The organism is Haemophilus haemolyticus, assembly GCF_003352385.1.
Taxonomy (GTDB): Bacteria; Pseudomonadota; Gammaproteobacteria; order Enterobacterales; family Pasteurellaceae; genus Haemophilus; species Haemophilus haemolyticus_I.
The window spans coordinates 171,041-194,002 of the sequence record NZ_CP031243.1; the positions used below are offsets into that span (position 1 = coordinate 171,041).

At 38.7% G+C, this 22,962-nt stretch carries 20 protein-coding genes and 1 pseudogene; 9 read left to right on the forward strand and 12 right to left on the reverse strand.

The window, feature by feature from the left end:
* Window position 1 precedes the first annotated feature (1 nt).
* Window positions 2–2,008 (reverse strand): site-specific DNA-methyltransferase, encoded by a 2,007-nt coding sequence (locus DV428_RS00910; RefSeq protein WP_114908358.1) that lies wholly within the window; start codon window positions 2,006–2,008, stop codon window positions 2–4.
* A 228-nt stretch (window positions 2,009–2,236) separates the two neighbouring features.
* Between DV428_RS00910 and slyD the strand changes: the two genes are divergently transcribed.
* The 4 genes from slyD to ppx all read left to right on the forward strand — a co-directional run bounded on the left by slyD (window position 2,237) and on the right by ppx (window position 10,187).
* A complete protein-coding gene (gene slyD, locus DV428_RS00915) occupies window positions 2,237–2,857 on the forward strand; it encodes a peptidylprolyl isomerase (RefSeq protein WP_114908359.1) in 621 nt (206 codons plus the stop codon).
* Window positions 2,858–3,007: 150 nt separating this feature from the next.
* Entirely contained in the window at window positions 3,008–4,744 is a 1,737-nt protein-coding gene (gene tamA, locus DV428_RS00920) for an autotransporter assembly complex protein TamA (RefSeq protein WP_114908360.1), read from the forward strand.
* A gap of 9 nt (window positions 4,745–4,753) precedes the next feature.
* Window positions 4,754–8,650 carry an autotransporter assembly complex protein TamB gene (gene tamB / locus DV428_RS00925; RefSeq protein WP_114908361.1) on the forward strand — a complete coding sequence of 1,299 codons (3,897 nt, stop codon included), beginning with the start codon at window positions 4,754–4,756 and terminating at the stop codon, window positions 8,648–8,650.
* A 7-nt stretch (window positions 8,651–8,657) separates the two neighbouring features.
* A complete protein-coding gene (ppx, locus tag DV428_RS00930) occupies window positions 8,658–10,187 on the forward strand; it encodes an exopolyphosphatase (protein ID WP_114908362.1) in 1,530 nt (509 codons plus the stop codon).
* Between the two features lie 63 nt (window positions 10,188–10,250).
* Here ppx and DV428_RS00935 read toward each other — a convergent pair whose 3' ends face one another.
* Entirely contained in the window at window positions 10,251–10,934 is a 684-nt protein-coding gene (locus DV428_RS00935) for an rRNA large subunit pseudouridine synthase E (RefSeq protein ID WP_162790758.1), read from the reverse strand.
* 164 nt (window positions 10,935–11,098) lie between these two features.
* Window positions 11,099–11,923, reverse strand: a complete 825-nt coding sequence (hel, locus tag DV428_RS00940; protein WP_114908364.1) for a lipoprotein e(P4) — start codon at window positions 11,921–11,923, stop codon at window positions 11,099–11,101.
* A 224-nt stretch (window positions 11,924–12,147) separates the two neighbouring features.
* On the opposite strand from hel, the gene ftsB reads away from it, so the two are divergent.
* From ftsB to ispF, 3 genes are read left to right on the forward strand one after another with little or no spacing between them, the layout of a single operon-like run.
* The gene (ftsB, locus tag DV428_RS00945) at window positions 12,148–12,426 is read left to right on the forward strand and encodes a cell division protein FtsB (RefSeq protein ID WP_005629914.1); all 279 of its coding nucleotides are present in this window, start codon (window positions 12,148–12,150) and stop codon (window positions 12,424–12,426) included.
* Window positions 12,426–13,103: a 2-C-methyl-D-erythritol 4-phosphate cytidylyltransferase gene (gene ispD / locus DV428_RS00950; RefSeq protein WP_114908365.1), complete on the forward strand. Its 678-nt coding sequence runs from the start codon at window positions 12,426–12,428 to the stop codon at window positions 13,101–13,103. Before ftsB ends, ispD begins: the two co-directional genes overlap by 1 nt.
* Window positions 13,100–13,576: a 2-C-methyl-D-erythritol 2,4-cyclodiphosphate synthase gene (ispF, locus tag DV428_RS00955; protein ID WP_114908366.1), complete on the forward strand. Its 477-nt coding sequence runs from the start codon at window positions 13,100–13,102 to the stop codon at window positions 13,574–13,576. Before ispD ends, ispF begins: the two co-directional genes overlap by 4 nt.
* 522 nt (window positions 13,577–14,098) lie before the next feature.
* Here ispF and dtd read toward each other — a convergent pair.
* The 3 genes from dtd to DV428_RS00970 form a co-directional block, all read right to left on the reverse strand.
* Window positions 14,099–14,533, reverse strand: coding sequence for a D-aminoacyl-tRNA deacylase (dtd, locus tag DV428_RS00960; protein ID WP_114908367.1), 435 nt, complete (start codon window positions 14,531–14,533; stop codon window positions 14,099–14,101).
* The gene (gene mioC / locus DV428_RS00965) at window positions 14,530–14,970 is read right to left on the reverse strand and encodes an FMN-binding protein MioC (RefSeq protein WP_114908368.1); all 441 of its coding nucleotides are present in this window, start codon (window positions 14,968–14,970) and stop codon (window positions 14,530–14,532) included. Before mioC ends, dtd begins: the two co-directional genes overlap by 4 nt.
* Window positions 14,971–15,080: 110 nt before the next feature.
* The gene (locus DV428_RS00970) at window positions 15,081–15,299 is read right to left on the reverse strand and encodes a cell division protein ZapB (protein WP_005627167.1); all 219 of its coding nucleotides are present in this window, start codon (window positions 15,297–15,299) and stop codon (window positions 15,081–15,083) included.
* Window positions 15,300–15,459: 160 nt separating this feature from the next.
* Here DV428_RS00970 and glpX point away from each other — a divergent pair, with 160 nt between their 5' ends.
* Window positions 15,460–16,473, forward strand: coding sequence for a class II fructose-bisphosphatase (gene glpX / locus DV428_RS00975; RefSeq protein ID WP_114908369.1), 1,014 nt, complete (start codon window positions 15,460–15,462; stop codon window positions 16,471–16,473).
* A gap of 63 nt (window positions 16,474–16,536) precedes the next feature.
* Here glpX and DV428_RS00980 read toward each other — a convergent pair whose 3' ends face one another.
* Window positions 16,537–19,203, reverse strand: a complete 2,667-nt coding sequence (locus DV428_RS00980; RefSeq protein WP_114908370.1) for an autotransporter outer membrane beta-barrel domain-containing protein — start codon at window positions 19,201–19,203, stop codon at window positions 16,537–16,539.
* A gap of 71 nt (window positions 19,204–19,274) precedes the next feature.
* Window positions 19,275–19,373: pseudogene (locus tag DV428_RS00985) on the reverse strand (NADP-dependent ketol-acid reductoisomerase); the annotation flags it as partial.
* A 50-nt stretch (window positions 19,374–19,423) separates the two neighbouring features.
* On the opposite strand from DV428_RS00985, the gene DV428_RS00990 reads away from it, so the two are divergent.
* On the forward strand, window positions 19,424–19,606 hold the full coding sequence (locus DV428_RS00990) for a hypothetical protein (RefSeq protein ID WP_065246474.1): 183 nt from the start codon (window positions 19,424–19,426) through the stop codon (window positions 19,604–19,606).
* A gap of 201 nt (window positions 19,607–19,807) precedes the next feature.
* On the opposite strand, the gene purT is transcribed toward DV428_RS00990, so the two are convergent.
* The 4 genes from purT to DV428_RS01010 all read right to left on the reverse strand — a co-directional run bounded on the left by purT (window position 19,808) and on the right by DV428_RS01010 (window position 22,910).
* On the reverse strand, window positions 19,808–20,989 hold the full coding sequence (gene purT / locus DV428_RS00995) for a formate-dependent phosphoribosylglycinamide formyltransferase (RefSeq protein ID WP_114908371.1): 1,182 nt from the start codon (window positions 20,987–20,989) through the stop codon (window positions 19,808–19,810).
* An 8-nt stretch (window positions 20,990–20,997) separates the two neighbouring features.
* On the reverse strand, window positions 20,998–21,501 hold the full coding sequence (gene luxS / locus DV428_RS01000; RefSeq protein ID WP_114908372.1) for an S-ribosylhomocysteine lyase: 504 nt from the start codon (window positions 21,499–21,501) through the stop codon (window positions 20,998–21,000).
* Between the two features lie 333 nt (window positions 21,502–21,834).
* Window positions 21,835–22,308, reverse strand: coding sequence for a YqaA family protein (locus DV428_RS01005; RefSeq protein ID WP_114908373.1), 474 nt, complete (start codon window positions 22,306–22,308; stop codon window positions 21,835–21,837).
* The gene (locus tag DV428_RS01010) at window positions 22,308–22,910 is read right to left on the reverse strand and encodes a beta-phosphoglucomutase family hydrolase (protein WP_114908374.1); all 603 of its coding nucleotides are present in this window, start codon (window positions 22,908–22,910) and stop codon (window positions 22,308–22,310) included. Before DV428_RS01010 ends, DV428_RS01005 begins: the two co-directional genes overlap by 1 nt.
* Window positions 22,911–22,962: the final 52 nt, after the last annotated feature.

A 22,962-nucleotide genomic window follows, 5' to 3' on the forward strand; every position in this document is an offset into this window, starting at 1 on the left:
TTTAATACCTCGCCAATACGCTTAAATTGTTCAAGCCTTTTTTATTGGCATAGGTTTTTACCGCTTGCGCCAATTCTTTTTGCATCGCGCTATCTATATTTTCGCCAAATAACACAATGCGTTCAGGCACAAAATCCTTATCGTTATCCAAGTGTTCAATCAGGGCTTTTACGCTTTCTGATGTAAAACCGCTTGCCAATAAATATAAATGTTGACGGCAGTAATAAGCGGTATAACCTACTAAATCAACGGTTTCAACTTTTTCAGTCAGTCTGCAACCGTCAAACACTCGCCAAGTGGTTAAAAGCTGGTGGAGTTGTTCATCGGTTAAGTTGTTTTTCGGCAAGAAATCAATTTGTGGGTCAAAATCAGTATTCAATGCCGTCTGAAAGTGCGGTTCGGTTTTGAAAATTTTAAAACCTAAATCTGTGGTTGTTTCTTTAAAATCTTGACGAATTTTAACCGCACTTTTTTCAATTCTAGCTTTTGTGATGTCAAAAATGGTTTTATAGCCCGCTTTATAGGCTTCGGATTTTTCGTCTGTCGGTTCGGGTAGTTGCACGCAAATAAATTTACGATTGCCTTTGTCTTCAGCATTTAATTGCATCACAGAGTGAGCGGTTGTGCCTGAACCAGCGAAAAAGTCTAGGATAGTTAAATCTTTATCATCAATTAACGTCATTAATGTTTGAATAAAATTTATATTTTTAGGAGCTGAAAAAATATCATTTTTTATTTTAAATATGTTTTTTAACATTGTACCTGCTGATGTCGTTTTAAAATCAAACTCAACATCCATTTTTTTATTTTGAATAACACCTTTATATTTTTTATTAAATAAGATGCTTTTTAATCGGATTGTTGTACTAAAATTTTTTTCATATATTTTATTTTCTTTAAACTCTAGTGCGTTTTCTAAAAATAATTGATTGATTTTTTCGGCAGTATAAGTATTTTCAGCAAAATTATTTCCTTGATATGATATATATCTGGTATATCCGTTTGAAGTTAGATTTAAGTCTATCTCATCTAGTTTATATTCTTTTTTTATAATGAAATCTTTAGTGCTAGTGTTAAAATAGACACTATAATGTTTCTCAGAATTAAAGCCACTTACTAAACTATTAAAGTCATTCTCTCCAACTAAAACTCGTTTTCCACTGTTATGAACATAATTACCAAATTCGTCTAAAGCTAAATCATTTATATTTTTTGGAACATTTTCAACAAAATAACTTTTATCATAATTTAAAGCATAAATTAGACAATAATCATTACAAACTGAAATAAATTTTGAATTTTTTCGTCCCTTTGGGTTATTTTCAACAGATAAAAGGGCTACAAAATTCTCTTCCCCAAACACTTCATCACAAAGTAGTTTTAATTGTGCTTGTTCATTATCATCAATAGAAATAAAAATCACGCCGTCATCACGCAACAATTCACGCGCAATATACAAACGCGGATACATAAACGTCAGCCACGCACTGTGTGAATTGGATTTTTTAGCAGCAAATTCCAGCACACGCTTGGCTTCTTCCAAATCCATCCCCAAATCAACCAACTGCTGCGGCGTAAATTTTCGGTCATCTTGATAAACAAAACCGTCTGAACCTGTGTTGTACGGCGGATCGATGTAAATCATCTTGATCTGATTTTTATAGGCGTGTTTTAGGTGTTTTAATACTTCCAAATTATCGCCTTGAATCAGTATGTTTTCGCTATTTTGATTTTCCGGTTTTTGGTTGTGTTCAATATCTTCCGCTAAAAGCGTTTCAGGCTGCCTGTCTTTTAAAATTTTGGCATAGGATTTGCCCAGCCAATTGAGGCTGTAGCTTTCTTTTTCTGTTTTAATGCCGTTTGATTGCAACGCTTCCGCCATTTTTTCAGGCAAAAATGCACCTTGTTTATCAAAACAATTTGGGAAATGGCGTTTTAATATGCTTAGCTGTTCGTTTTCAGCTTGGGTGTTTGATGAAAACAAGGTTTCTTTGGTGATTTCGGCCATAATTTTTCTGCTTGCTTGTTAATATAATTATTTGATTTTGCCGTATAACAGGCCAGCTTTGCAAGTGTTGGCATTGATAACACAGCCTAAATTTAAAAACAAAGCCACATTAATTTAAAATTTGTTAAAGTTAAATAATGAAAGGCTATTAAATTTTAGCATTGCGCGCGGAATAATTTTCGTTACAATGATACGGCTTTTTTAACGGATTTTTATAAGGAAAACATAATGAAAGTAGCAAAAAATGTAGTGGTGAGCATTGCTTACCAAGTTCGCACACAAGATGGCGTATTGGTCGATGAAGCTCCAGCGAATCAACCTCTAGAATATTTACAGGGCCACAATAATTTAGTGATCGGTCTTGAAAAAGCGCTTGAAGGTAAAGAAGTAGGCGACAAATTTGAAGTACGTGTACAACCTGAAGAAGGTTATGGCGCATACAGTGAAAATATGGTTCAACGTGTACCAAAAGATGTATTCCAAGGTGTTGATGAGCTTGAAGTCGGCATGCGTTTCTTAGCGGATACTGACATTGGTCCAGTTCCAGTGGTGATTACTGAAATCGATGGCGATGAAGTTGTAGTTGATGGAAATCACATGTTAGCTGGTCAAGAATTACATTTCACGGTTGAAGTTGTTGCAACGCGTGAAGCAACGTTAGAAGAAATCGCACACGGCCATGTTCATGGTGCGCATAGCCACCACCACGATGATGACGAAGAAGGTCACGGTTGTGGCTGTGGTGGTCATCACCACCATCACGACCATGAGCACGAACACAGCGGATGCTGCGGCGGTGGTCACGGGCACGGACATGGTCACGGCAGCTGTGGCTGCGGTGGTCATTAATTAAAACAGCCAAAAACATTACCGCATTTTAGCAATGAAGTGCGGTATTTTTTTATTAAAAACCTGACAAAATACGCTGTAAATATTGGATCCTAACGAACTTCTCGGTAGACTATAGCGCAATTCACTCAAAAAATTTTAGCCCTCAAAATGAAAAAAATATCGCTAAAACTCACCGCACTTTTTTTGGCATTAAGTTGCTTTCCCGCATTTGCTGAACAAACCGTTGATATTGAAGTTCAAGGTATCCGTGGTTTCCGTGCTGTTCGTAATACGGATCTCAATGTTCATCTGATTAATAAAGAAGAAATGGATGGCTCCGAACGCTATCAACATTTAGTCACTCAAGCTGTGGATCGTGGTTTGCGTGTATTTGGTTATTATGAATCTTCCGTGCGTTTTGAACGAAAACAGCGTCAAGGCAAACGCGATTTGTTGATTGCGTACGTTACACCAGGCGAGCCAACAAAAATTGCAGGCACTGATGTGCAAATTGAAGGAGAAGCCGCACAAGATGAAAATTTTGATGCGTTACGTAAAAACTTGCCGAAAGAAGGCGTTTTGGTTGAACACCAGACTTATGATGATTACAAAACAGCGATCTCACGTTTAGCATTAAATCGTGGATATTTTGATGGGGAATTTAAAATTTCACGTTTAGAAATCAGCCCTGAAACCCATCAAGCATGGTGGCGAATGTTATTTGATAGCGGCGTTCGTTATCATTATGGCAATATTACTTTTAGCCATTCACAAATTCGGGATGATTACTTAAATAATATTCTTAACATCAAATCTGGTGATCCGTATTTAATGAATAACTTATCGGATTTAACCAGCGATTTTTCATCTTCAAATTGGTTTAGCTCAGTATTAGTTCAACCTAATGTTAATCATAAAAACAAAACTGTGGATGTGGAGATTATTCTTTATCCACGTAAAAAAAATGCGATGGAACTCGGTGTGGGCTTTGCAACTGATGGTGGCGTGCACACCCAAATTGGTTGGACAAAGCCTTGGATTAATAGCCGTGGACATAGTTTCCGCACTAATCTTTATCTCTCTGCCCCAAAACAAACTTTAGAGGCAACTTATCGAATGCCTCTACTTAAAAATCCATTAAATTATTACTATGATTACTCTGTCGGTTGGGAAGGTGAAAAAGAGAATGATACCAATACAAGAGCGCTTACGTTGTCCGCGTTACGTTATTGGAACAACGCGCATGGCTGGCAATATTTTGGCGGACTTCGTGCGCGATATGATAGTTTTACACAAGCCGATATAACCGATAAAACTTTCCTCCTTTATCCAACGGTCGGATTTACTCGCACCCGATTACGTGGCGGTTCTTTTGCAACTTGGGGCGACGTACAAAAAATCACTTTTGATGTGGGTAACAAAGTTTGGTTATCGGAAGCGTCTTTCGTAAAAGTGCAAGCTTCTAGTGCATGGATTCGTACTTATGCGGAAAATCACCGTATCGTTGCTCGTGCTGAAGTTGGGTATTTACATACAAAGGATATTGAAAAAATTCCGCCCGCACTTCGTTTCTTTGCTGGTGGCGATCGCAGTGTGCGCGGTTACGGCTATAAAAAAATTGCGCCTAAAAATAAAAACGGAAAATTGGTTGGTGGCTCGCGATTACTTGCGGGTTCTTTAGAATATCAATATCAAGTTTATCCGAATTGGTGGGCGGCGACCTTCGCAGATAGCGGATTAGCAGCTAATGATTACACGACTAAAGAATTGCGTTATGGCGCAGGCATTGGTGTCCGTTGGGCATCACCAGTGGGCGCAATTAAATTTGATATTGCCACCCCGATTCGTGATAAAGATAACAGCAAAAATATTCAATTTTACATCGGACTTGGTACAGAAATTTAAGGTGAATTTATGACAGAACAAATACAACCATCAGAAACTTCACCAAAATCACCTGAGCAGCCTAATAAAAAACATTGGGTGCGCAAGGCTGTTTGTATCGGAAGTGCGGTCATTTTGGTGCCTGTTTTAGGTGTTGCTGGGGCACTTTCTTTCGATGCGGGGCAAAGAGGTTTAATTCAACTTGCCGATAAAATGCTTGATAGTTTTTCCGTTGAGCAAATTGAAGGCGGACTACAAAATGGCTTGGTGTTAAATAATGTTCGTTATCAAACCGCTGGGATTGATACTCATGTTGCACAAGCACGTTTACAGCTTGATTTCGGTTGTTTGCTTTCACGTGAGGTTTGTTTACGCGATTTCACCCTTAATAAACCGACGATTGCGATTAATACAGCATTACTGCCTCCATCTACGCCTGATGATTCAAAGTCTAGCCCGATGAAGCGTATTTCCTTGCCAATTAGTATCAATGCAGAAAATTTGGCAGTACAAGATTTATCTGTAAATATTGATCAGACTCATCTTACTCTCAGTCATTTTAAAAGTGCGGTAAGTTTAAATAATGAAAAAGGCTTAACTATTGCGCCGACTGAAATTAACGATATTTCAGTTATTTCAAAAAAATTGCCCGAAGTTAAACCTGAGCCGCAAGCCGAACAGCCGAATAAGCCTGTAGATTGGGATGCGATTGAGCAATCTCTAACACCTGCTTTTTTAGGCAATGTATCAGAAATAATTCTTCCTTTTGATTTACATGTCCCCGCGATTAAAGGCAAAAACTGGCATTATCAAGCGGTGAATGAAAAAGGCGAAACACTTCAATCTATTGAAATCCCAAGCCTGATTGCACAGGCGGATACTGTCGATAACCAACTGCAATTACAAAAATTAGCGGTAGAAAGCTCGTTGGGTAATCTTTATTCACAAGGTAAATTACAACTTGATGGCGATATGCCACTAGATTTAACTTTAAAATCCCATTTGGAGCCGTTGAAATCCTCTGGAAAAGAAATTCTGCCAGCGAGTGATGTCGATCTTACGCTGTCGGGATCATTGAAAAAATCCACCGCACTTTCTTTAAAAACAAAAGGCGTATTAGATGCTGAACTGAATGGAGAAGTGCAATTAGCGCAAGACAAAATGCCCTTAAACCTCACATTAAATGTGGCAAAAGGACAATACGCTTTTGTAAACACAATGGCGCCACTCAAAATTAATGATGTGACACTTAAGCTCACGGGGGATTTACTGAATTATCACGCTGAACTTAAGGGTGGCGTAGATGGAATGGATTATATTCCCGCATCTCAAGTGGACCTTAATGCCGATGGCAAACTTTATGAAGTAACCGTCAATAAATTGGGGATAGCTTCGTTAGACGGTAAAAGTGAATTTGCGGGGGCGGTAAGCTGGAAAGAGGGCGCAAACTGGGATGTACAAGCCGATTTAGAAAAAATGAATATCGGTTTTTATGTGCCTGTAATGCCTGCAACACTATCTGGCAAATTGCATTCACGTGGTTTTGCTGGATCTCAAGGCTGGCAAGTTGAAGTGCCAGTGGCCGATGTAAATGGGACACTATCTTCAAAACCCATCAGCTTAAAAGGCTCCGCAACGCTTAATCAAAATGTACTTCTAACAGTACCTGATTTACAGGTTAGATATGGTGAAAATCATCTTAACGCAAGAGGTGTATTAGATGACCATTCTGATTTTGTATTAGATGTCGATGCACCGAATTTGCGTGGTTTATGGTCTGATTTAAGCGGTAATGTGAAAGGGCATGCTGCTATTTCTGGTCAGTTCACCAATCCAAACCTTGATCTTGATTTAGTCTCGTCTAATTTACACTTGCAAGGTTTCCAATTATCTAAAGCGAGCGCGAAAGGGAATATCAAAAGCGATCCTTTAGCTAAAGGACAATTCAATGTTAAGGCAGAGCAACTTCATTATGGTGAAAGTGTTAAACTCCGTTTACTTGATCTCGCCTTATCTGGCGATGAACAAAATCATCTGTTAACACTTAAATCCCAAGGTGAGCCTGTTGCTGCAAATTTACAAATTAACGGTCATTTTGACCGCACTTTGGAGCAGTGGAAAGGCACACTTTCCCAAGCAAAATTTGATACACCTATTGGTGATGTAAAATCTAACCAAGCTATTACGGTGTCTTACGATCACAAACAAACACAAGCCAATATTGCCGCACATTGTTGGCAAAACACAGATGTAGAATTATGTTTCCCCCAAGCATTCAATGTAGGCAAGCAAGGGAATATTCCTTTCCAATTTAAACGTGTTAATTTGGATTTAGTGAATAAACTTATCGAACAAGATAGCCTCAAAGGCAATTTACAAACGCAAGGTAATGTTGCTTGGTTTACGGACAAACCATTCCAATTTAGCGCAAAAGTAGATGGCAATCATTTAGCCTTCTCTCAAAAATTGGATTACCGTACGTTTAAATTGGATATTTCAAAATTAACCCTTAACGCCGACATTCAAAATAACAATTTGGTTTTAAAAACAGATATCAATGTGCATAACCAAGGCAGGATTGTAGGTGATATTCATTTAAATGATCTGGCTAAAAATCGCCAACTTGGCGGAACCCTTGCAATAGAACGACTAAACTTGTCGATCGCAAATCAGCTACTTACTAGCGGTGAATCTGTGAATGGTGAGGTACTCTCGAAGTTGAGTTTCGGTGGGAATTTAGAGAAACCATTATTAAATGGTGACTTCAATATTCGCAATATTCGTACCAAATTAAAATCTATGCCAATCAATATTACTGATGGTGATATTGCCGTACGTTTCCACGGTAATAATTCCACTTTACAGGGAAAAATTGAAACTAGCGATAGTCGTTTAAATTTAACTGGCCGAGCAAACTGGGCGAATATTGAACATTGGACAACAGAATTAAATGCTCAGGCAAATAATTTCAACGTGGATATTCCTTCTATGGCGAAACTACGTTTCAGTCCAAATATCACGGTAAAAGCGAATCCGAAAGAATTGAATTTAAGCGGAACGGTGGATATTCCTTGGGCTCGAATTAGAATTGATAGCTTACCAGACACAGCTGAGCCAGTGAGCGAAGATGAAGTTATTTTAAATGGCCCTCATAAGAGCAAAGAAGAACTGATTAAACGTGAATTTGCGGCAAAAACAAAATCAGGCATGGATATTCGCTCTGATTTACGCATCAATATTGGTAAAGACGTTAGCCTTGATGCCTATGGTTTGAAAACCAATCTTGATGGTTTACTTTCTGTGAAACAAGATAAAGGCAATTTAGGTTTATTTGGTCAGATTAATTTAACTAAAGGTCGCTATGCTTCTTTCGGACAGGATTTACTGATTCGGAAAGGGCTTATTAGCTTTTCTGGTCAAGCGACACAACCTACATTGAATATTGAGGCTATTCGTAATCCTGAAGCAATGGAAGATAGCAAAATTACTGCTGGAGTGAGAGTGATTGGCATAGCCGATAGCCCAGAAGTCACTATTTTCAGTGAACCAAGCAAACCACAAGATCAAGCACTTTCCTATTTGTTAACCGGTCGTTCATTAGAAAATAGTGGTGAGGCAGGTTCTAGTGGTTCCGTGGGAGCAGCGTTGCTTGGCCTAGGGCTTTCAAAGAGCGGTAAATTAGTGGGAAGTATTGGCGAGGCTTTTGGTATTCAAGATTTAAACCTTGGTACATCTGGCGTGGGCGATAAATCTAAGGTTACAGTAAGTGGAAATATTACCAATCGCTTACAAATAAAATATGGTGTAGGTTTATTTGATGGCTTAGCAGAAGTAACCTTACGTTATCGCCTAATGCCACAGCTTTATTTTCAATCCGTCTCTAGCACCAACCAAGTGTTTGATTTGCTTTATAAATTTGAATTTTAGGAATGTTATGAATAACGCTATTTTAGAACCCAAGCATCGTGGCAATGTACGTGAAATTGCCGCGATTGATCTTGGCTCAAACAGCTTTCATATGATTGTTGCACGCATTGTAAACGGCTCAATCCAAGTGCTTTCTCGCTTAAAACAAAAAGTGAAACTTGCGGAAGGCTTAGATGAAAATGCGGTGCTTAATCAAGAGGCCATCACACGTGGCGTGAATTGCTTAGCCTTATTTGCTGAACGTTTACAAGGTTTTCCTATGGAAAACGTCAATGTAGTTGGCACTTACACATTACGCAGAGCCATCAATAATGACGAATTTTTACGTCAAGCAGCCAAGGTTTTCCCCTATCCCATTAATATTATTAGTGGGCAAACGGAAGCTAAAACCATCTACGCTGGCGTATGCCATACTCAGCCAGAAAAAGGCAGAAAGCTTGTTATAGATATTGGTGGTGGCTCTACGGAAATGATCATCGGTGATGATTTCACGCCGCTTATGGCTGAAAGCCGCCACATGGGGTGTGTGAGTTTTGCGACTCAATTTTTTACCGATGGCGTCATTTCCCCAGAAAACTTTCAACGCGCGCGTCAAAGTGCGGTCAATAAAATCGAAGATTTAGGATTTGAATATCGCAAATTAGGTTGGCAATCTGTGCTCGGCTCATCGGGGACGATTAAAACTGTAGCGCAAGTCATTGCGACTAATCTTGATCCAAATGGAACCATTACAGCCGAGCGATTACATGCTTTAATTGAGCAAACGCTACAAGCTAAACATTTTACCGAGCTAAATATTAACGGTTTAAACCAAGACCGCGTGGATGTTTTTGTTCCCGGTTTAGCGATTTTAAGTGCAGTATTTGAAGTCTTTCATATTCAACAAATGCGCTATTCTGACGGCGCATTGCGCGAAGGCGTCATTTATAGCCTAGAGAAAAACTTCCAAGTTGCAGATATTCGAGCGCGTACAGCTTGGGGATTAAGCGAACAATTCAATATTGACCAAGCCCAAGCCCACCGTATTGCGGATAGTGCTAATTTACTCAGTGCGCAATATCAAAATTGGCAATCGACAGAATTTATTGAAGAAATGCGCGAAATCCTGCTTTGGGCTGCTCGCTTGCATGAAGTAGGCATTGTGATTAATCACAAAGGTTTACAAAAACATTCGGCTTATATCTTACAAAATATGGAATTACCCGGGTTTGATCGTGAACAGCAACGTTTGCTTACTGCGTTAGTGCGTTGGCATATTGGCACGCTTAAACCTGCTGAATTTTTTAAATTTGCACGTTATAGCGAGCAAGATGTGATGGCTTTAATGCGATTGCTTCGTCTTGCAGTTATTCTCAATAAATCCCGTCAAGCAACAGAAACTGCAAAAAGTTTCACCCTTGAAATGCACCGCACTTTGAATGATTGGACATTGAATTTTGAAAGCGGATACTTAGACCGTAACCCATTAATTTGGAATGAACTGCGAGCTGAAAGTAATCTTCTGAAAGAGTTTGAAAGCAGTTTAGTTTTTTATTAATTATCTTTCTGCTCAATATTTATGGGAGAAAAATTTAGGGCAAGCGAAATACTTGCCCTATTTTTATAATTTGACGGTCTGAAATAACGCTTTTATTTCATCCAATGATAATAATCTAAATGAGCCATTTGCTAATCCATTAATAGATAATGAGCCCATACTCACTCTCACTAATCGTAAAGTGGGGAAACCAATATGCGCGGTCATTCTACGCACTTGACGGTTGCGCCCTTCAATAATTTTAATTTCTAACCAGCTTGTGGGAATATTTTTTCTCTCTCGGATAGGCGGATTGCGTTCCCATAAATCTGGCTCTGAAATTAACCGCACTTGAGCCTGTTTAGTCATACCATCTTTGAGTTCTACACCCTTTCTGAGTTGTGCTAAATCGGTTTCTTCAGGGATACCTTCCACTTGCACCCAATAAGTTTTTTCTGTTTTAAATTTGGGATCTGCCAAACGATGTTGTAATTCGCCATTATTGGTTAGAATCAATAATCCTTCACTGTCTCTATCTAATCGACCTGCCGCATAAACATTTGAAATTGAGATAAAATCTTTTAAGGTGGCACGCCCTTGTTCGTCGGTAAATTGCGTGAGTACATCAAAAGGTTTATTGAATAACACGACCTTGGTTTCATCCAACAACAGCGTTTTAGGTTTTGATTTTGGCTTAAAAGTGCGGTGAAAATTAACCGCACTTTTTCCTTTAGACGGCAATTTTCCTGCCGAAAAATTTTTCTTCATTAACTTATGATTTCTATTTTGAAAGGCTTGCAACATCATAGCAAAACTTCAAGCGGTAGTAATGATGATTATTTGAGTGAACCTGAAAAACTAAAAAGGCTAAGCCAGTAAAACTGAGCTTAGCCCCCAAACTAAATTTTCATAATCGATTTTTTAATGGAAAATTATTTACCATCCCAAGCTTGTACTGCATCTAAACGAGCTTTAATTTTGCCTTGTGTATCTTTTTTGAAATACCCGTCAGCTAAACCGCCTTCCCAGCCACCGTAGTTTGCGTTAGGTAACATGATGAAAGTTTTACCAAATTTTCCTTGGTTTTGATCAACGAATGCACGGCGGTCCGCGTTTAATTTGCCATATACGGTATCACCGAAGTCATCTAAGTTATCGCCTACATAAAGCACGATTTCATAGCCTTGTTTTTCAATTTCTGCAAAACGAGCCGCTTTAGCTGATTTGTCTTTTTTCAAATAAAATGCAGATTCTTCCACACCATTGAAACCTAAGCGTTTCATATCATCGATAGTGCCTGCTTTTTCAGAGCTATCTTTGCGGTTTGTTACATAGAACATTTTACCTTTGTGGCTGTTTACGTAATTATTAAATTCTACCGCACCCGGAACGGCACGAGATTGACGCGCGTCTACCCAACGCGTCCAGTCTTTACTATCGAATGGTTTATTATTTTGAACTTGCCAGCCAGCATAAGGACTGTTGTCTAACATAGTTTCATCTAAATCAACCACAACCGCTTTTTTCTTACCTTTTGCCACTTTGGCGTGATCAAAAGCTACTTTTGCCGCATTGTAGGCTTGATAAGCTAATGCTTTATATTCGCCAGAATCTTGCATCCAGTTTAAGCCAAGAACAGCTTGTTGTTGTAATTGCATATTTGCGTGTTCTTCTGACTTCATTTTGTGTGCGCCACAGCCAGATAAAACAAGAGCAGAAAGTGCAGCAAGTGCGGTCATTTTTAACGTTGTTTTCATGTTATATTCCTTTTAACTTTAGGGTTAGTAAAAACGGGGAGAGTATAGCAAGCCTTTTTATTTTTTGGGGCGATTTCTTGGTAATTCTATTAAATTTGTGATATTCGTCACATTTTTAACGAGAGATTTAGATGTAAAACTTACCGCACTTTCTTTTTATCCTATCGCCTTTCCCCCCTTTTCACGGTAAACTAGCCGTAATTTTATTCATCACTAACATTTTTATGCGACTTCTTATTCTCATTCTTTTTGCCGTATTAGCTTTGTTCCAATATGACTTATGGTTTGGCCGTAATGGTTTCTTTGATTACCGTGAAACTGCCGCAAAGATTGTAGAAAACCAAGCGGAAAATGAAAAACTGTCTCAGCGCAACCAGCGTATTAATGCGGAGATTCAAGGGCTAACTAAAGGCTTTGAGGCCATTGAAGAACGCGCGCGAATGCAGCATGGCATGGTAAAAGAAAACGAAGTGTTTTATCACATTGTGAAAGAGAATAAATAATGGCTCGTTCAATTATTGCGGTATTGCCAGCAGCTGGTGTGGGCTCGCGAATGCAAGCGGATAAACCTAAACAATATTTAACGCTACTTGGCAAAACACTGCTCGAACACACGCTTGATGTTATGCTCTCTCATCCTGCTATATCTAAAATTCTTTTGGCGGTGAACAAAGATGATCCTTATATTGCTAAGCTATCTCTCCCTAGTAAAATTCAGTTAGTAGAAGGTGGCGCAACACGAGCTGAATCTGTATTAAATGGTTTAAACGCGATTGAGGAAAAAAATGCGTGGGTGCTTGTTCATGATGCTGCTCGTCCTTGTTTACAACACGCCGACATTGATAAATTGCTGGCCATTGAAGATGAACATGGTGCTATTTTGGCAATTCCAGCGACGGATACGATTAAACGAGCGGATAATCAGCAATGTATCGTGAAAACAGAAGATCGTCGTCAACTTTGGCAAGCGATGACACCACAGTTTTTCCCAGTAGATATATTAAGAAATGCGCTTTCCACAGGGATTCAACAAGGTGCAAATATAACGGATGAAGCATCGGCAATGGAACTGGCAGGATTTCGACCGCACTTGGTGGCTGGGCGTAGTGATAATTTAAAAGTGACTCGTCCAGAAGATTTAGCATTAGCAGAATTTTATTTAACAAGGAATAAATTATGATCAGAATTGGACACGGTTTTGATGTTCATGCGTTTGGTGAAGATCGCCCATTAATTATTGGCGGCGTAGAAGTGCCTTATCATACTGGGTTTATTGCGCACTCAGATGGTGATGTGGCATTACATGCCTTAACCGATGCAATCTTGGGAGCCGCCGCTCTAGGTGATATTGGAAAGCTTTTCCCTGATACCGATATGCAATATAAAAATGCGGATAGTCGTGGGCTATTGCGTGAAGCATTTCGTCAAGTGCAAGAAAAGGGATATAAAATAGGCAATGTCGATGTCACCATCATTGCACAAACACCTAAAATGCGTCCACATATTGATGCTATGCGTGCCAAAATAGCTGAAGACCTACAATGCGATATTGAGCAAGTCAATGTGAAAGCAACGACTACTGAAAAACTAGGCTTTACAGGAAGACAAGAAGGAATTGCTTGTGAAGCCGTTGCCCTTTTAATCCGACAATAATTGTTTATTCTTAAAAGTGCGGTGAATTTTTTAAAAGAATTTCACCGCATTTTTATTTTTGTGATCCAGATCACGGTTTTAACCTAGGAAAAGGCATACCATATTCTTGTACAGTGAGTTTGTAGCTGATAACACAGACTATAAATGAAAGGATTTAGGCGCAAGAATGGATGTTTGTGCCATTTGGCATTGCGCTGTGCACTTTGCCTATTGGGTTTGGCGGGCTGTTGTCTGACATTCCCGATTGTCCCTAATCAGTGATAATGGCAGTGGGTGATAATTCACCTTTGTTATTAAAGTGGCCATTGGTGAGAGGAAACGTCCATTTATGGACGAGGGAGCAATGGAGGGCTTCAGTTCGCCTTTTTGCTCACCAACCTTGTTGTTAGGTACTATGTTGTTAGTTGACGTTGACTAATGGAATATGTACGTTCAACGCAGATATTCCATTAGTTAAGCTATTTGGCGTGCTTAATTTTCTAAAAGTCTTAAGAATCTTATAACTAAATCAACCGTTCTTATTTATACGTTTAACCAAAACGTAACAGGGCCATCGTTTGTTAAACTCACTTGCATATCCGCTGCAAATTGCCCTGTTGAAACAGGTAATTTCTCGCCGCACTTTTGAATAAAGTATTCATATAATTCATTAGCCAATGCAGGGGGCGCACCTTTTGAAAAACTTGGACGCAAACCTTTTTGTGTATCCGCCGCTAATGTAAATTGAGAAACAATAAGTAATTCACCTTGTGCTTGTTGAACATTTAAGTTCATTTTGTCATTTTCATCACTGAAAATTCGATAATTAAGCACTTTTTCAGCAAGTTTATCCGCTTTTTCTCGGTTATCTTCTTTTTCTACACCAAGCAAAACCAGTAAACCTTTGCCAATTTGTCCTATTGTTTCACCGTTTACATCAACTTTCGCTTGGGTTACACGCTGGATTAAGGCAATCATTTTAATCCCTCGATAAAGCTCGGTAACCATGTTTCAGCATAGCCTTCTTGATCATCTACGTTTAAAACGTCAATTTTTAAAGTTTCGCAAATTTTGACCGCACTTTTTTCTTGGAGAGTTTGCTCCACTTTGTCCGCTGCATAGCAAAAAGTATCATAATCAGAATTACCTAATCCAACGACGGCAAAACGAACATCTGAAAAATCGCTTTGACTTTTAGCTAATTCATCAAATAGAGGTTTTAAATTATCCGGCAACTCGCCCGCACCATGAGTTGAAGTCACAACAAGCCAAATTTTTTCATTTTCGATGTCGGATAAACTTGGTCCATGAAAAAGAGCGGTGGAAAAACCTTGAGTTTCTAAAATATCGTTTAAATGTTCGGCAACATATTCTGCACCACCTAAAGTGCTGCCAGAGAGAATGCAAATGTGCATTTGATTATCCTGTATTTATTTTTCTTCCCTAACACAGGGAAAAGTAAAAAGAATATTTTTGAAATAATTAAAAATAAAAAGGCTTAGATTTTCTAAGCCTTTTATTACAATTAAACGTTATCAAATTTGCCAAGCAATGAACGAATATGTTCTTGCCAGTTGCGGTGTTCGTTTTTCAGTTGTTCGTTTTCAGTTTGTAAACTTTCGATATTTCTGTGAGATTCTGCGTTTTTCTCTTTTAATTCTTCAACTTCTAATTGAAGTAATTGGATAGTTTCTACCGCTTGTTTAATTTTTTCTTCAAGCTGGTCTAAAATTTCTAAAGACATAATGATTTCCTTTTAAATATGGGTAAGTTTGAGAGTATTTTACCCAGTAAATTTGCCTTTTTAAAGCGTTGGAGAAAAAATTATTATGCAAACGATTACGCAGTGATAAAATAACGCCATTTTGCCATGATCTAGAAAAGTAAGCAGAAGGAGAATAATGATGAATCGTGCATTGGCTATTGAATTTTCACGAGTGACTGAGGCAGCTGCGTTAGCGGCTCATATGTGGCTTGGTCGAGGGGATAAAAATGCAGCTGACGATGCAGCTGTGAAAGCCATGCGTTATATGCTGAACTTAATTCATATGGATGCTGAAATTGTTATTGGTGAAGGGGAAATTGATGAAGCACCAATGCTTTATATTGGTGAAAAAGTCGGTTCTGGCATGGGAGAATTGGTTTCTATCGCCGTTGATCCTATTGATGGCACGCGTATGACTGCAATGGGTCAGTCTAATGCTATTTCTGTCTTGGCTGCTGGCGGCAGAAATACCTTTTTAAAAGCACCAGATATGTATATGGAAAAATTGGTGGTTGGCCCCGATGTTAAAGGCATGATTGATTTAACTTTACCACTAGAACAAAATCTTCGCCGAGTTGCATCTAAGCTAGGAAAATCCCTTTCTGATCTCACCGTAATGGTATTGGCAAAACCACGTCATGATGCAGTAATTAAACAAATGCATAACTTAGGCGTGAGAGTGATGGCGATCCCTGATGGTGATGTGGCAGGTTCCGTATTGTGTTGTTTGCCTGATGCTGAAGTCGATCTTCTTTACGGAATCGGTGGCGCACCAGAAGGTGTGGCTGCTGCAGCTGCAATTCGTGCATTAGGTGGCGATATGCAAGCTCGTTTACTTCCTCGTAACGAAGTAAAAGGTGATACCGAAGAAAATAAAAAAATTGCTGCCGATGAAATTCAGCGTTGTGAAGCATTAGGCATAAAAATCAATGAAGTGTTAAAACTTGAAGATCTTGTGCGTGATGACAATCTAGTATTTACCGCAACGGGTATCACCAATGGCGATTTGCTTAAAGGTATCTCTAGAAAGGGCAATTTAGCCAGCACTGAAACAATTTTAATTCGTGGAAAATCTCGCACAATTCGTAAAATCCAATCCATCCATTACCTAGATCGTAAAGATTCTGAAATTTATAAGATTTTGAATATTTAGTTTGGACAAACAAAAGTACGGTGAATTTTCACCGCACTTTTAAGAGGTATATTTAGCAAGATACTACCAACTATAATGATAAATCGCTTGAATTGCATAAGGTTTATCGAAGTTTTTACCATCTTCACGGCTTACTTCTAAACCAAAACGATGATTTGCAAATCCAGCATTTAAACCGACCGCACTTTCAAAACGTCCACGGCTGCTTGCGACATCAAGTGCACTGTTTGTGTAATGAATTTTGCTGCTACGGTTTTTGCTAGTAATCGCATTGACTTCTGCATAAGGCTGTAAATTCCAACCATTACTTAATGCAAAGCCTTTGGCTACACGTAAACCAATTCGAGAATAAATAGAAGATAAGCTATCTTCATTCTCTTGTGATGAAATACGTGTCCACGCTAATTGTGCTTGAGGAGTGATTGTCCAATCGTTCACAAGGCTAAAGCGTTTGCCTAACTCACTTGAGATAGTATAAGCATTGTAATGACGTTTTTCAGTGTGATCTGAATTAGCGTGTAAACGGCTGTATTTCACGATGTTATCTACATAAATACCGTTATCTGCAAGGTAAGCTGCATATAAGCCCACGCTGTTGCTTCTTACTTTGCCATCACCGTAATAACCATTGAAATCGACGTTAGCTTGGCTACGGCCAACAAATCCACCAACACGGAGGTTATCAGTTACAGCAGCATCAGCACCCACTTGTACGCGATGTACGTTTTGTTTAAAGCCAGAAGTTTCACTCTCACCAGTAGAAAGTGCGGCTAATTTTTGGCGAGAATTCACATTACGAACCCATACATTACCTTTTTCACCGTTTTCCACTTCGCCTAGACGTTGATGAATGCCACTTAAATCATCTTCCACTAAAAGCAATTGTGCTTGGCGAAGAGAAACTTGTGCATTTGCTAAGTCTGAAAGCAGTGGTGTACTTGGTAGAACTGGGGCAGTTGGTGTCACTACAGGATTGCTTGGCGTCGCTACAGGATTGCTTGGAGTCATCACCGGATTGCTTGGAGTTGCCACAGGATTGCTTGGCGTCACCACAGGATTACTTGGCGTCACCACAGGATTACTTGGCGTCACCACAGGATTACTTGGCGTCACCACAGGGTTGCTTGGAGTCACCACAGGGTTGCTTGGAGTCACCACAGGGTTGCTTGGAGTCACCACAGAATTACTTGGTGTAACTACATTTTTAGAGTTCGCTAATACCCAATTATTTCCCTCTTTTGTTAGGAAGTATTGGTAAGCACCTAAATCTACACGATTGTTGGCATTGGTTAAGCTAAATGCTGCATTGCCGCCATTGGTTTCTACAAGTGTCACTTTTCCGTTAGCAACATCTTCACCTTGGTTTGTTACCCCAATTTTATGATTACCTTCAGCAGTACCTTTAACAACAATTTTATCGCTTTTATTTTCAGCAATATTGGTATTGAGGTTAAATGTGCTAGAACCTGTGAGGTTATCTTTAATTGTTAATATTTTATATTCAGAAGTTGGAGTAAATGTAATCTCAGAACTGTTAGCATCTAAGTTATTTAATGTGCTTGATTTATTGAAGCGCCATTGACTATTAGACATAGATAAGTTGATTTCATTTTTTACTGGCCGATCTGGGTTTTCAAGAATTGCGCCAGTTAGTTTGGAGTTTTTACTTGCAGTAAGGTTTAGATGATAGACTCCAGCTGGTGTAGAATTGGATGCATCATCATCTTCTGCTTCAAGAGGGAAGTTTTTATCATTAAGCGAGATTAATGCTTGAGTAGCATTTAATGTTGTATTTTCTAAATTAATTTTAACTAACTGTTCATCGCCTAATGGGAATGCTAGCAACCCATAACCTGTATTACTTTCTGAATTTGTTAGTGTTATTGTTTGCGATCCGCTATCTGATGTGGTGAATAAACCACTTTTATTGTTAAGAGTTACATTTAAACCATTAGCTATAACCGTCTGAGCCGCATTCTCATCATTTGTACCGATGTCAAAAGCAAATTGCATATCTTGATTTCCAGTAATTTGTACATTACTGATATTTGCTCTATCTTTTGCACCATATAATACGTAGGCAATATCACTCTTTCCATTCATCTTGATACTATGATTGGATGAATTGATAACTGAGGTCTTTTGAGATTCAATTGCACTAGAACCATCGTTATTTATTTCAATATCAGCTTGTGTATTAATTTTGCCACCACGAGATTCAATCGCTGAGTTGCCACTTGAATCACCATAAGCATCAGTTATATTGTGAATTTGTGCGTAATTTTTCTCAACAATGAGTTTTGAGCCTGTTTCTAACGTGGCAGTTCCACCCCATATACTTAAAAGTGAGCTTGATGGATAGTCTTCTTTGAGTGTGGCATTTACACCAGATTTAACAGTAATATGATTATTTCTATCAGTAAGGTCAAAAATACTAAATAATGAATCGCTAGAGGCTAGTGGTTTTCCTCCATGTGTGCTAGTTCCAACATCGGTTTTAGCGATATTTTGGTAGTTTCCTGATGTAATAGTTACATTAATTGCATCACTAATTGATGTTTGTTGGCTTTTGTTGAAAGTCCAAAAATTAGGTAATGATCCCCAAGAATACTGACATCCTGTCGGGTTTGAGCAAGTAAGATCTGTTGCCCATGCCGAATTAACTAATCCTAACGCCACAGCCACCAGACTCACTTTAAAAGTGCGGTTAAGAACTTTATTATTTTTCATATTAATTCCTTTGTATTATAAAAAAAGCCAACTTATTGAAAAAGTTGGCTTGAATTTTACTGGTTTAATAATTAACCTGCAACAGAGATACGTTTCATATCCGTCATATAACCACGTAATTCTTGACCGATTAATTCAACAGGGTGGTTACGAATTGCATCGTTTACATCGCAATAGCATAAATGGGCTAATTCCTCATAAACTATCAAGACAACCATTTATGAAACCTCACTATGCTAAAATGCATCCTCCACCTAAAACGGAAGAAAACCGCTTACGTTTGATAATTTTACAGCTTAAACCTATCGTCGAATCTTGGCAGAAAATAGCATCATTCAAAGTATGTCTAGAAAAGGGAATTACTCGAACAATACCGCAATGGGAAGTTTCTTTGGGCGATTAAAAATGGAATATTTTTATAGTCAGAAATTCAACACTAGAGGGGGAGGTAGTTGATACAGTTAGAGATCATTTGGATTACTATAGTCATCGATGGATTCAACTAAAATTAAAAGGACTGAGTCCGATACAATATCAAAAACAATCCTTTAAATCACAGTCTAACTTTTTGGAGTCAGATCAATTTTTACCGCACTTTCGATTTTTATAAACTAATTTCTAGCTGTTCATAAGCTTGTTTTACTTTTTCCAACGCTTTTTCAACGGATACATCACGCGCAAGTAAAACGCCTAAGCGTCGATGACCATTCACTTCACCTTTACCAAATAATCGGATATTAGTATGAGGTTGCGCCAGTGCTTTTTCGATTCCACCAAATTGCACATTTTTTGATTTGCCTTCCACAACAATAGCTTTAGACGCCGATGGGCTAATCAACGTAATATCGGGGATTGGTAAACCTAAGATCGCACGAGCATGTAAAGCGAATTCGGAAAGCTCTTGAGAAATCAACGTTACCATTCCTGTATCATGAGGACGCGGTGATACTTCATTAAAAATCACCTCATCACCACACACAAACATCTCTACACCAAAAATACCGAATCCACCCAATGCACCGGTAATCTTCTCAGCAATCGATTGCGCTTTTGATAATGCAATATCCGACATAGCTTGAGGCTGCCAAGATTCCCGATAATCACCATCTTCTTGACGATGACCTATTGGCGCAAGGAAACTTGTACCATTGATATGGCGAACTGTCAGTAACGTAATTTCATAATCAAATTTGACAAAACCTTCAACAATTACTCGACCAGCTCCCGCTCGCCCACCTTCTTGCGCGTAATCCCAAGCTTTTTGAATATCATCTTTAGACTTTAAAATACTTTGCCCATGTCCAGAAGAAGACATTATCGGTTTCACCACGCAAGGAATACCAATTTTTTCGACCGCACTTTGAAAGTCTGAAAAATTATCCACAAATTGGTAAGGCGATGTTGGTAACCCTAACTCTTCTGAAGCTAGACGACGAATCCCTTCACGATTCATCGTAAGTTGAGTTGCTTTTGCAGTCGGCACAACATTAAAGCCTGCTTGTTCTAATTCAACCAAAGTGGCTGTCGAAATAGCTTCAACTTCGGGAACAATGTAGTCAGGCTTTTCTTTCTCCACAAGCGTTTTCAATGCATTACCATCTAACATAGAAATGGTGTATGCACGATGTGCTACTTGTTGTGCTGGAGCATTTTCATAGCGATCAACTGCAATAACTTCAACGCCTAAACGTTGCAATTCAATCACTACTTCTTTACCTAGTTCACCAGAACCCAACATCATTACTTTGGTTGCATTAGGGGTTAATGCTGTGCCAAGTGTTGTCATGATTTCTCCTATTTTAATAACGAATCATCGAGTGCCAAATCTTCATTTTTATTCACGCCCACACCACGAGCGATAACATTTTTTGCAATTTCGTGTGCTTCTTCCAAAGAATGTTCGGTATAAGTACCGCATTGATAGATATTTAATTCGGGGATAGTTGTTTGATCTTGCACACCTAAAATATCCTTCATTGAAGCTAACCAAGCTTGTGCTACTTGCTGTTCATTTGGTGTACCAATCAAGGACATATAGAATCCCGTGCGACATCCCATCGGAGAAATATCAATAATTTCAACGCTATCGCTATTTAAATGATCACGCATAAAACCCGCAAACAAATGTTCAAGCGTATGAATACCTTTTGGAGGAAGAATTTCTTTATTTGGAATACAGAAACGTAAATCAAAAATGGTAATGTCATCACCTTTTGGCGTGCGCATCGTTTTTGCAACACGTACTGCTGGTGCATTCATTTTGGTATGATCCACTTTAAAACTATCAAGTAATGGCATAAAGTTTTCCTTATAAATCAGTAAATTAAAAATAAATTTGAATAAATGTTCATTTTTTTGCAAATTCTAATGAACTTTATGGCAAGGCTCATTGTCTTATGTAACAAGCAACTTGCAGTTGTTTTAATAAAATTGGTTCCTTAGGTTATTTGCCCCGCCTTCATTGTGGGGCTTTTTTTTATCCCAAATTTTTATTTAAAAAATTTTCAGAAAATTTTGAACTTTCTTATAAAGTGCTAGTCTCATAGAACAAGCGACTTGCAGTTGTTTTAATAAAATTGGTTCCTTAGGTTATTTGCCCCGCCTTCATTGTGGGGCCTTTTCTTGCGCATTTTATAACAAGAATGGTGCACTAAAAAACAATAATGCAACATAACGAACCAGTTTTCCAAGAAAGATAAAGACGCTACTTACCACAAAATTTAATCTTAACCAACCTGCTATGGCACAAAATAAATCACCAACGACAGGCAGCCAGCTTAAAAGTAAAGTAATCGCCCCATAACGCTTTATCTGATTCGTGACCCATAAAGTGCGGTGATTTTTTGGATCAAATTTTGGCATCCATCGCCCAATCCCGTAAGTGGTTAAACTCCCCAATCCATTGCCAAGTGTGGCGAAAAAAACAAGTGCCAATATATCTGTACTAAATAAAGATCCCAACACTAATTTAGGTGCAGCAAGAGCAACAAATACAACCTCTGAATTACCTGGTAATACCGTTGCACTCAAGAATGCGCTGACAAACATAAGGCATAACGCATGAGTTTGCCAAAAATCAGCACTAAAAAATGAAAAAATATCCATTATCTTGGCGAAATGATTTCTCGTGTACGCACATCAAACACGTCCATTCCCGCATTTAATCCCGCTTGCACACCTAAATCAGCATCTTCAAATACGATACAACGACTTGGATTTGCTTGAATTAATTCCGCACAACGTAAAAAAGTTTCTGGGTGTGGTTTATGTTCTTTTACATCATCTGCACTGACAATGGCATTAAAGTAAGGTGCGATAGCCAGTTTATCCATCAACATATCAATAATTTTACGGTGTGAGCCAGATCCCAGAGCAATCGGCTTTTTCTGATGGAAGGATTTCACAATCTCAAAGGTTGGCAATAACTTTGATTGAGTCGGAATAAGTTGATAAGACAACTCACGTTTTGCAGCCAGCACATCCTCAATTCGATCTAGTGGCATATTCGCCGCTTTCATCATTTCCCCCGCGATGGTTCGAACCGTCGCCCCGCCAAAGTTATACATAATTTGGCAATCAAAGTCATAGCCAAATCGCTCTCCCACCATCGTCCAAGCCTGCGCATGCACGGGCATGGTATCGATTAAAGTTCCATCCATATCAAAAATCAATCCTTCATATGGATTGAACATCTCATAATCTAACATTTTTACATCCTTACAAATTTTTTACCATTTTGCTACAAAACAGTGATCTGTG